This window comes from Fusicatenibacter saccharivorans (assembly GCF_027667425.1).
In the GTDB taxonomy this organism is placed as follows: domain Bacteria; phylum Bacillota; class Clostridia; order Lachnospirales; family Lachnospiraceae; genus Fusicatenibacter; species Fusicatenibacter saccharivorans.
The window spans coordinates 87,367-97,442 of the sequence record NZ_JAQEGR010000015.1 but is presented as its reverse complement, the minus strand read 5'-3'; the positions used below and the strand labels follow the sequence as shown (position 1 = coordinate 97,442).

8 protein-coding genes and 2 tRNA genes are annotated in these 10,076 nt (G+C 46.7%); all 10 read left to right on the top strand.

Annotated elements, in window-relative coordinates; genetic code table 11:
- Positions 1-59: 59 nt before the first annotated feature.
- The 10 genes from PGS38_RS14015 (at position 60) to PGS38_RS13970 (ending at position 10,060) form a co-directional block, all read left to right on the top strand.
- Complete coding sequence (locus PGS38_RS14015; protein WP_158578726.1) at positions 60-845, top strand: TIGR02452 family protein; 786 nt, start codon at positions 60-62, stop codon at positions 843-845.
- A gap of 197 nt (positions 846-1,042) precedes the next feature.
- On the top strand, positions 1,043-2,071 hold the full coding sequence (locus PGS38_RS14010) for an RNA ligase (ATP) (RefSeq protein ID WP_118594508.1): 1,029 nt from the start codon (positions 1,043-1,045) through the stop codon (positions 2,069-2,071).
- 151 nt (positions 2,072-2,222) lie between these two features.
- On the top strand, positions 2,223-2,522 hold the full coding sequence (locus PGS38_RS14005) for a hypothetical protein (RefSeq protein ID WP_119188929.1): 300 nt from the start codon (positions 2,223-2,225) through the stop codon (positions 2,520-2,522).
- A gap of 21 nt (positions 2,523-2,543) precedes the next feature.
- Positions 2,544-3,494, top strand: a complete 951-nt coding sequence (locus PGS38_RS14000) for an RNA ligase family protein (protein WP_118594506.1) — start codon at positions 2,544-2,546, stop codon at positions 3,492-3,494.
- A 312-nt stretch (positions 3,495-3,806) separates the two neighbouring features.
- Positions 3,807-4,634 carry a helix-turn-helix transcriptional regulator gene (locus PGS38_RS13995; protein WP_118594505.1) on the top strand — a complete coding sequence of 276 codons (828 nt, stop codon included), beginning with the start codon at positions 3,807-3,809 and terminating at the stop codon, positions 4,632-4,634.
- 242 nt (positions 4,635-4,876) lie between these two features.
- Positions 4,877-5,128 (top strand): helix-turn-helix domain-containing protein, encoded by a 252-nt coding sequence (locus PGS38_RS13990; protein ID WP_158578725.1) that lies wholly within the window; start codon positions 4,877-4,879, stop codon positions 5,126-5,128.
- Between the two features lie 202 nt (positions 5,129-5,330).
- Positions 5,331-5,403, top strand: a tRNA-Val gene (locus PGS38_RS13985).
- A gap of 21 nt (positions 5,404-5,424) precedes the next feature.
- Positions 5,425-5,498, top strand: a tRNA-Met gene (locus tag PGS38_RS13980).
- Positions 5,499-5,636: 138 nt separating this feature from the next.
- Entirely contained in the window at positions 5,637-6,770 is a 1,134-nt protein-coding gene (locus tag PGS38_RS13975) for an exonuclease SbcCD subunit D (RefSeq protein ID WP_118594503.1), read from the top strand.
- A complete protein-coding gene (locus tag PGS38_RS13970; RefSeq protein ID WP_118594502.1) occupies positions 6,767-10,060 on the top strand; it encodes an AAA family ATPase in 3,294 nt (1,097 codons plus the stop codon). Before PGS38_RS13975 ends, PGS38_RS13970 begins: the two co-directional genes overlap by 4 nt.
- Positions 10,061-10,076 lie beyond the last annotated feature (16 nt).

Below are 10,076 nucleotides of genomic sequence, written 5' to 3'. Positions count from 1 at the left end.
AAGCGTAATTCATGAGTAACGTAGCAATATTTTGCGCTTACGATGGTAAGATGGCTTACATGAGAGAACAGAGGAACAACAGAAAAATCGAGAATGCGGTAAAGGCTGAGCGTCATACGAAGCTGATGCAGGACAAGTACAAGGATCAGATTCAGGCTTCTATTTCGGCAACGAAACTTTATAAAGTAGTCTGGAATTCGAAAGATCCGGACGAGAATGCAGAGCAGAATAAGATGCGTATTTTCGTGGAGGATCTGGACAGCGTTGCTGCAATCCTAAAATATCAGGGATCGAAAACGGCGGTTCTGAATTTCGCTTCTTACCGGAGTCCGGGCGGCGGTTTTATCAGGGGCAGTATCGCGCAGGAAGAATGTCTGTGTCATGAATCGTTTTTGTACAATGTGCTGGAAAGTTTTCAGAGAGAGTTTTATGAATGGAATATGCAGCATAAACAGAAAGGGCTGTATTTGAACCGTGCGCTGTATTCGCCGGAAATTGGATTTTTCCGTAATGGGAAGGAAGCGTTCTGCGATGTGATCACCTGTGCAGCACCGAATAAGGCGGCGGCACAGAAATACGAAAATGTCTCCGACCGGGAAAATACAGAGGCGCTGAAAAGCAGAATCCAGTTTGTGCTGGATATTGCGGAAAAGAACGAGGTAAAGACTCTGATTCTGGGTGCATACGGATGTGGTGTTTTCGGACAGGATGCAAAAGAAGTTGCCGGGATTTTCAAGGAATTTCTGACAACGACGCATACAAGTTTCGATACGGTCGTGTTCGCGGTGCCGGATGGAAAGAATGGGAACTACAGAAGATTTGCGGAAGTATTTAAAGAAAACTGAGCATATATATTTAGGAAAGAAGAAAACCGGGATGTTTTCCTGCAGATGAAGCAGGGTGGCATCCCGGTTTTGCTTAAAAGAGCGCGCAGCAGTTATACTACGGGATGAATGACTGGGCAGATGAAGCATGATAAAATTTTACCTGTGGCGTTTTACAAATGCCTATATAAAATTATTTTGAGAGAGGATTTTGAAAAATGGGAAAGCGAAAATTGGCATCTGTGCAGTATGTACATCACATAACTCCAATTGAAGGAGCAGACAGAATAGAGTGTGTGCATGTCCTGGGATGGAAGTGTGTTGCGAATAAGGGACAGTTTCGGGTTGGAGATTGCTGTGTATATATGGAAGCAGATTCGTTTCTTCCGATTTGTGAGCAGTTTGAATTTCTGCGAAGCAGCAGCTATGAGAAGAACGAACTTCTGGGAGAAGGTTTTCGGCTGAGAACTATGAAATTTAGAGGCCAGATTTCTCAGGGCCTGGTTCAGCCTTTATCTATATTGCCGGAAGGAACGTATAAGATTGGTGATGAGGTTACAGAGCTGCTTGGAATCAGAAAGTGGGAAGTAGAGGAAAGAGTCACCAGCAGTGGTACGATTATAGGGGAGTTTCCAGACGGAATTCCAAAAACAGATGAGCTGAGAGTACAGTCTTATCCAGAATTGATCGACGAATTTAAAAAGATAAATGGATATTACATCAGTACAAAGATGGACGGAACCAGTGTTACGATGTATCGGAAAGACGATCATTTTGGTGTATGCGGAAGAAATTTTGAATATGCAGATGACGGAAAATGTGCGATGTGGAAATATGCACATGAAAATGGGATACCCGATAGAATAAAGGAGAATAATCTGTCAGATCTCGCAATTCAGGGTGAATTCTGCGGTGCTGGTATTCAAAAGAACAGATTAAAGCTGAAAAAACCGGAATGGTATGTATTTACCATGATAGATCTGAAAACACACAGAAGACTGTCTCTTGCGAAGATGAAAGAACTGTGCGGAATTCTGAACCTAAAAATGGTTCCGGTGGAAGAAGAAAGAGATTTGTTTGAGTATGATAGTATCGAAGAACTTTTAGAAAGAGCAAAGGGAAAGTATACATCTGGTATGAATAAAGAAGGAATTGTAATACGCCCATTGGAACCGGTGTATTCCAGAATTGTGGAAGGACCGTTATCTATGAAAGTATTAAACAATGATTATTTGCTAAAGAAATAAAAGAACTGTTTGAAGAAACTTGAGCATGTATATTTGTCAATAGAGGAAAACCGGGATGGTATTCTGCTTCATCTGCAGGATACCATCCCGGTTTTGCGTAAAAGAGAACGCGGCAGTTATACTGCGGGACGAATGACTGGGCAGATGAGGTATGATAGAATTTTACATGGTGAAAGAGATGAGAACGGCCAGGTATCTCATCGAGTGGGAGAGATTAATTATGCGCCTGCCATCCCGGTACAAGGAACTCGTTACTGTCTGCCTTTATCAGAAACTGAAGGATGAGATTGCGGATCTGGATGAGAAGATCATGGACAATCTTTTCTTCTTCCGAATCAGTGCATCGGACTGCAACGAGCATGATACGCTCTTCTACCTGAAGAGCCTGGATCTCGACCGCAGAATGGGTTATGAGCTGGGTACGATCTATGAGTGTACCCATGAGAATTAGAAAGGAAAGGGGTATTATTTTATGGAGCAGAAGAAATTTATGGATATCAAGCGAATCGTGCAGGAAAATGAGATGCACAAAAACAAGAACACCTGGGCTTTCGAGCCCGGGGATCACATTGTGATTCAGATTAAAATCGATGGAAGCAATGCCAGCGTACGGTATGACCCGGAAACAGGAAAGCTTGCGGCGTTCTCCAGAAAGCAGCAGATCGTGAGGACAAAGGATGTCGACGCGACATCAAAATTTCTCGACTATGTGGATACACTGGACGCGGAGAAGTTTCAGAAGTATCCCGATTATGTATTTTTCGGGGAATGGATGACGCGTCATCGTGTACCGTATCCGGAGAAATATCTGAATATCTGGATCATGTACGATGTCTACGATCTGAAAGCGGACGGTTATCTGCCGCAGAAGCAGGTAAAGGCGCTGGCGGCTGAGGTAGGAGTTCCGTATATACATGTGCTGTATGACGGACCTTTCGTGGACTGGGATCACTGTCGGAGTTTCATGCGGATTACGAAGTATACGGATGGGGACTGCGAGGAAGGCATTATCGTCAAGAATATGTCGAAACTGAATAATCCGGACTCGAGAGCGCCGTTTGTGCTGAAGATTGTGAATGAAAAATTTTCAGAGATGAAAGCACAGAAAGCACCGATCACATCGGAGCAGGAAGCGGCGAAAAAGATGGCGTTTGCAACTGTTGAGCGGATGGTGACGCGGGAGCGCGTGGAAAAAGAGCTGTATAAAATGCGCGATGAAGGTATTCTGCCAGAGGAGTTTGGAACGGCAGAATGGAAGCTGATTGCCCCGGTGATCGCAAAAAGAATCTATGCGGACTGCGTGAAGGAAGAGGCGGAGGCCGTGGAAGCCTGCGGAAAACTCTTCGGTAAAATGTGCGGTGGGCAGACGATGAATCTTGCAAAGAGTATTCTGAAGAAGATGGATGAAGCACGCGGGAAATAAGGAATTTTTTCTGGCGGAGATCTGATAAAAGAAAAAGCTCAGGGGAACCAGAGTTATGAAAGTAAGGTTAACTCTGGACCTGAGCTTTTTTGGGGGTTGTAGCTTAGGGTAGTAGTTGCTTTGCGTAGGCAGAAGCCACTCAGTTTCCTTTTAGTTACATCTATGATATTACACTTTCCAGAGAAAAAATGCAAGCCCAGGATGAGAAAAAGGATTCAACTGTCGGGGGACAGTTACGGTTCACTGCTGAATGAACAGTAACGAGGATACATTTTTTAGAAATAATTTGGAGAATAACGAGGAGAATTTTAGATGGATGCTTATAATAATGTTGGGATTGATTCCATAGAAACAGCAAAAAATCTGAAAAAACTTAGAATTGAGAATAACTTGAAGTTAAAACAGGTGAGAGACGCGATTGGACTTTCGGCAGAGCAGACGGTATGCAGTTGGGAGAGCAAAACACATCCGAAACTTCCAAGCATTGATAATGCGTTGAATCTGGCACGGCTTTATGGAGTCAGACTTGACCAGTTGTACAAGACACGTCCGGTGAAAACAGGCAGCCCGGAAAAAGTGGATCAGGAAATCCGGGACAGAATAACGATTTCCATGCGGATGGGTGAGTTTGAGGAGTTCTTTGACGATATGCGGATGGAACGGGAAAGCATCTGCGGGCCATTCGTCGCAGCGGAAGCACAGCGTGAGGACGGAACCTGGGAACCGGAGACGATTCCGCTGCCGGATGAGCTGACTTATTTTTCATATGATCTGTTCAAACTGAAACTTTGTAAAAAGAAAGGAAGCAACAAGGCTCAGTTTTACCCTGGCACAGGATGCTTTGTCATAACACCGGAAGGGCTGGAAGACGAAAAACTTGTACTGCACAACATGATCCATCTCCACGAGTGGGTGCTGAACCAGGTGCCGGGCCATTACAAAGAAATGGTTACCAAAAGTCTCTATCAGGAACTGCGAAAGAGCATCAGCAATCTGGATGAACGTATAGAGGAAAACCTGTCCTTCTTCCGGGAAAGCCAGACGGACTGCGATGAACATGATACGCTCTTTTTCCTGAAGAGCCTCGACCTTGACAGAAAAAGAGGGTATGAACTCGGGACGATTTACGGAAGTAAGTGACATTTTTAAAAATTTAACCCGAAAAAATATGTGTCCAGAAAAGAAAGCAAAAGTTGGGGAGACCAAAAACACATATAATCTAAAATGATAAAAAAGTACCTGAAACAGTATATAAAAAGGGGTAAAAGGAAAAAAGAAGGGGGTCTAACCTGAACGAAAATTTTTTCTGTCCTGACCTTTTATGATTTTAACCCGGAGTGTAAAATATGGGTATAAGAAAAGAAATTAGGGAGGGCAAAGATATGAAAGAATCGGAACAGATCTATGCAAACTTGAACATGAAGAAAACGGGCGAAAATATCCGTAGCCGGCGTGAAAGATTGGGGATGAACCGACCGGACATTCAGAAGAAGATGGGGCTCGCCGGGGTTCAGAGTGTCTGGAACTGGGAGAAAGGAAAAAAGATGCCGAACATTGAAAATCTGTTTGCACTTGCCGAGATCTTACATACGACGGTAGATGATCTGTGTGTGCGGGAGATCGTGGAAGTTTGACATGGATGAGAAGAAGGCTGTCTGCTGAGAAAGCAGGCAGCCTTTTTCCTGAATTGGGCATGTTCGTACCATAATCGACGCTATTGTAGGAATAAAAGAAAAAATTTGAAAAATTTTAAAAATTACCGTTGACAAATTAAAAGAACAGTGCTAAAATCTATAAATGTCAGCGGGACATAAGCGCTGATGAAAAACAGGATATGGGATCTTAGCTCAGCTGGGAGAGCATCTGCCTTACAAGCAGAGGGTCATAGGTTCGAGCCCTATAGGTCCCATATTTATCAAAAATTACATATGGCGAGATAGCTCAGTTGGCTAGAGCACGCGGTTCATACCCGCGGTGTCGAGGGTTCGAATCCCCCTCTCGCTATGGTTGGAGGCTCCTGTGTGAACAGGAGTCTTTTTTTCGTTTTCCTGGCGGATGATTTCTTTTTCTGGTTGGGTATAGTATAATGAGCAGAGAACATAGGAAAAACAGAGTTTTTGCTGCAGAAAGGGGATAGTTTTTGTGAAGTTGTTTCATTTATCGGATCTTCACATTGGAAAACGCGTGCATGAGTTTTCCATGATCGAGGACCAGAAATATATGTTGACACAGATCCTGCAGGCGGTTATGCGGGAAAAACCGGATGGAGTTCTGATTTCCGGAGATGTATATGACCGGACGATTCCAACGGCGGAGGCAGTGCAGGTGTTGGATGCCTTTTTAACCAGCCTTTCGGAGCAGGAAGTTCCGGTTTTTATCATCAGCGGCAATCATGACTCGGCGGAGCGGCTGGCATTTGGGTCGAATCTGATGGGGAAGAGCGGAATCTATTTGTCGAAGGTATATGATGGAAGAATAGAAAAGTTCGCGTTACAGGATGCATATGGAACGGTGTGGATTCATCTTCTTCCGTTTCTGCGCCCGTCAACCGTACGCCATGCCCTGCCGGAACGCGCGGAGGAGATTCAGTCCACGGCAGATGGCGTGAGGGCGGCACTGGAGCAGACCCAAATAGATCCAGGAGAGCGGAATATCCTTTTAGCGCATCAGTTTGTGACAGGCGCGCTGCGGTGCGAGGCAGAGGAACTGCAGGTAGGTGATGTGGATCAGATTCCGGTGGAGCTTTTTGATGCGTTTGATTACGTGGCGCTCGGCCATATCCATAGTCCGCAGAAGGTTGGCCGCGAGACCGTGCGCTACTGTGGTTCACCACTCAAATATTCGTTTTCCGAGGCTGGACAGGAGAAGTCGATTACCATTGTAGAGCTGAAAGAAAAAGGAACTGTCGAACTTCGCACGATTCCATTGAAACCGCTCCACGATCTTCGAAAAATCCGTGGAACGTATCTGGAAGTGACAGCAAAAACGTTCTATGAAAACAGCGACCGTACGGATTATCTGATGGTAACCCTGACGGATGAGGAGGATGTTCCGGACGGCATGGCGAAGCTTCGGACGATTTATCCCAATTTGATGCGTTTGGAATATGACAATAAAAGAACGCGTTCCAATGCGGAGGTAACGGCGGCGGAACGTATCGAGGAAAAATCGGAACTGGAGCTGTTTCAGGAATTTTATGAACTGCAGAATAACCAGAGCATGACGGAACAGCAGAAAGCATTTGTGAAAGCATTGCTTAGGGGGATAAAAAGATGAAGCCAAAGAAATTGATTATCAGTGCATTCGGACCATATGCGGACCGGACAGAACTGGATTTTACAAAACTGGGCAGCGGCGGCCTGTATCTGATTACAGGTGATACCGGTGCAGGAAAAACAACAATTTTTGATGCGATTACCTTTGCGCTCTACGGCGAGGCAAGCGGTGAAATCCGGACGGGGGAGATGTTCCGCAGCAAGTATGCCGCGCCGGAAGTGCGCACTTTTGTGGAGCTTACCTTTGCGCATCAGGGAAAAGATTATATGGTAAAGCGGAATCCGGAGTATGATCGGCCGAAGGAGCGCGGTCAGGGAATGACGAGAGAAAGAGCAAATGCAGAACTGATTTTTCCGGATGGGAGACAGCCGGTGACGAAAAGTACGGAAGTGACAAAAACTGTAACGGAACTTCTCGGACTGGATCAGAAGCAGTTTCGACAGATTGCCATGATCGCGCAGGGGGATTTCCAGAAACTTCTCCTGGCAGAAACGGCAGATCGAAGTGAAATTTTCCGGAAAATGTTTCATACGGAAATTTATCAGGAGCTGCAGAATCGTCTGCGGGATGCCGCGAAAGAGCGAAGCAATACGTATAGTGAAAAGCGGAGGAGTATTCTCCAGTATCTCGACAATATCGTCTGCCCGGAGGATGCGGTGTTCAAAGAGGAATTTGCGCAGTTGAAAAAGGCAAATTTCGACGGTCAGGTGATGCGGGGGATGGAACTGCTGGCACGTTGCATCGAGATGGATCAGAAAAGACTTTCGGATCTTGAGCAGGAGCGGAAAGCGGTGGAAACAGAGATGGAGCAGAAAACCCAGCTGCTCGGCAAGGTAAAAGAGAGCCAGAAGCGGCGGGAGGAAAAAGCACAGAAGGAAAAGAAACTGGCGGGACTGGTTCCAGAGGAAGCGGAAAAACAGCAGAAAAGCGAACGGGCAGAACGGGAGGCTTCCATCTGCAAAGAACTGGAGGAGCAGATCCGCGCAGAACAGGAAAGCCTGGAACTGCTGAAGAAGATGAAGCAGGAACAGGCAGAGCTTTTGGAAAAGCAGAAAGAACTGCAGACGGCAGCGGAAGAGAAGGACAGACTGAAAGCAGAGCAGGAACAGGCAAAAGCGCAGCTGCTTGAGAAAAGAAAACGGGAAGAAGATCTTTCCGGCGTGGATGCGGTTTTGGCGAGGGTACAGCAGAACGAAACGCGGGCGCAGGAGCAGATCATGGCAATCCGGGGATGCCGCGAAAAAGTTCAGGAGTCCGAGAAGAAGACGGGGCTTCTGGCAGCAGAACTGGAAGGCCTGACACAGCAGGACACCGAGCTGGCATCCCGGATGGAAGCAACGACGGTATTTCTGAAAGAAAGACAGGATGCTGCATTTGCGGAGGAAGAATATCGCCGGGCGCGGACCGAATTTTCGCAGCTGCTGCGAAAATGGACGGCAGCGCAGAAGGAATGGAAAGAAAAGCAGGAAGCGTATCGAAAAAGTCTGGAAATCAGAAATGATGTGCGGGAAACGTGTCAGGAACTGGAACAGCTGTTTCTGGATGCGCAGGCGGGAATCCTGGCAGAAAATCTGACAGAGGGAATCCCATGTCCGGTCTGCGGATCCGTGCATCATCCAGTGCTGGCGAGAAAGGCGGAACATGTGCCGGATAAAGAAACACTGGATCAGCAAAAAGAAAAACTGCAGAAGCAGAACGAAGTGACTGCGGCATTAAGCGAAGCGGCAGGAAACTGTAAAAGACAGGCTGAAACGGCAAGGGAAGAGCTGACGCAGCGGATTGCCCGGGGAACCGCTGCTCCGGCAGAAACAGCAGATCAGGAATGCAAAAAAGAGCAGGAACGTCTGACACAGCTTTCGGAAGAGCAGTTTGCACAGGCTGCGGATGAAACAGAAAAGCAGCTTGCGGCAGAAGAAAAGCGTCAGAAAACACGACGGGAAGAATATGCGGCATATGAGAAACGTCAGCAGCAGGAACAGAAGCAGCGGGAAAAACTGAAACAGGTGATGGCAGAAAAACAGGCAGAGCTTGGACGGCTGGGCGGAGAAAAGCAGACACTTCTGGATCAGCTGAAACAGAAAATGGAAGACGCACAAAAAGCGATCTGTGAGGAAGTGGACATGGAAGAACAGCCAGCTGCTGTGGCAGCAGCTTACTGTGAAAAGCGTCTGGAAGAGAAAAAGAACAGAATCATTCTCTATAAGGAACGAATGCTGGAAAGACAGAGCGAATGGAAAGCTCTGAAACAGATGATTCCAGCAGAAACTGAGCGGGCAGAGCAGCGGGAAAAAGCAATCCATGCGAAGGAACTGCTGGAGGCGAAAGGAAAAGAGGCGGAAAAAGCGCTGCTGGAAAAGATCGGAGAAAAAAAAGAAAAGCTGGAAGGAAAAGACGAAACACAGCTCCGAACAAATATTTCCGTATGGAGTGCAAAAAAAGAGCAGCTGGAACAGGCGCAGAAGAAAGCAAAAGAAGCATATGAAACAGTGAAAGAACGGCTTACCGAAGTGCGCGCGGCACTAGAGACGATCCGCTCTCTGGAAGAAAATGAGGAGACAGATCGGACACTTCCTTCCGAAACAGAGCTGCAGGAAAAAATAGCGGAGCTGACAGAACAGAAACAGCAGCTGGAACAGAAATACAACGAACAGTATCATGCGGCAAATACAAACCGTAAGACGTACGAAAATGTACAGAATCAGCAGAACCAGATGCAGGCATTGGAGGAAGAATACAAATGGGTGCGGGCGCTTTCGGATACGGCGTGCGGCGGCATGAGTCAGAAATTGAAAATCGAACTGGAAACGTACGTTCAAATGACGTATTTCGACCAGATTCTGCGAAAAGCCAACCTGCGTTTCATGACGATGAGTGATGGTCAGTATGAATTGAAGCGTCAGGAAGCCTCAGGAAAAAATCTGAAGGTCAAAACTGGTCTGGATCTGAATGTCATTGATCATTATAATGGAACGGAGCGCAGCGTGCGTACCCTCTCCGGCGGCGAAGCATTTCAGGCCTCCCTCTCTCTGGCCCTTGGCCTTTCCGATGAGATTCAGTCGCACGCAGGCGGAATCCAGCTCGATGCGATGTTTGTGGACGAGGGGTTTGGCTCTCTTGACGAGGAATCCCTGAATCAGGCTGTGAAAGCACTGGAGGGACTGGCCGGTGGAAACTGTATGGTTGGAATTATCTCCCATGTGCCGGAACTGAAAGAGCGAATTGAGAGAAAGATTGTCGTAATGAAAAGCAGAAGCGGCGACCGCGTAGGAAGCATGGCGGTTATTGAATAAGTGAAAATCCAGGAAA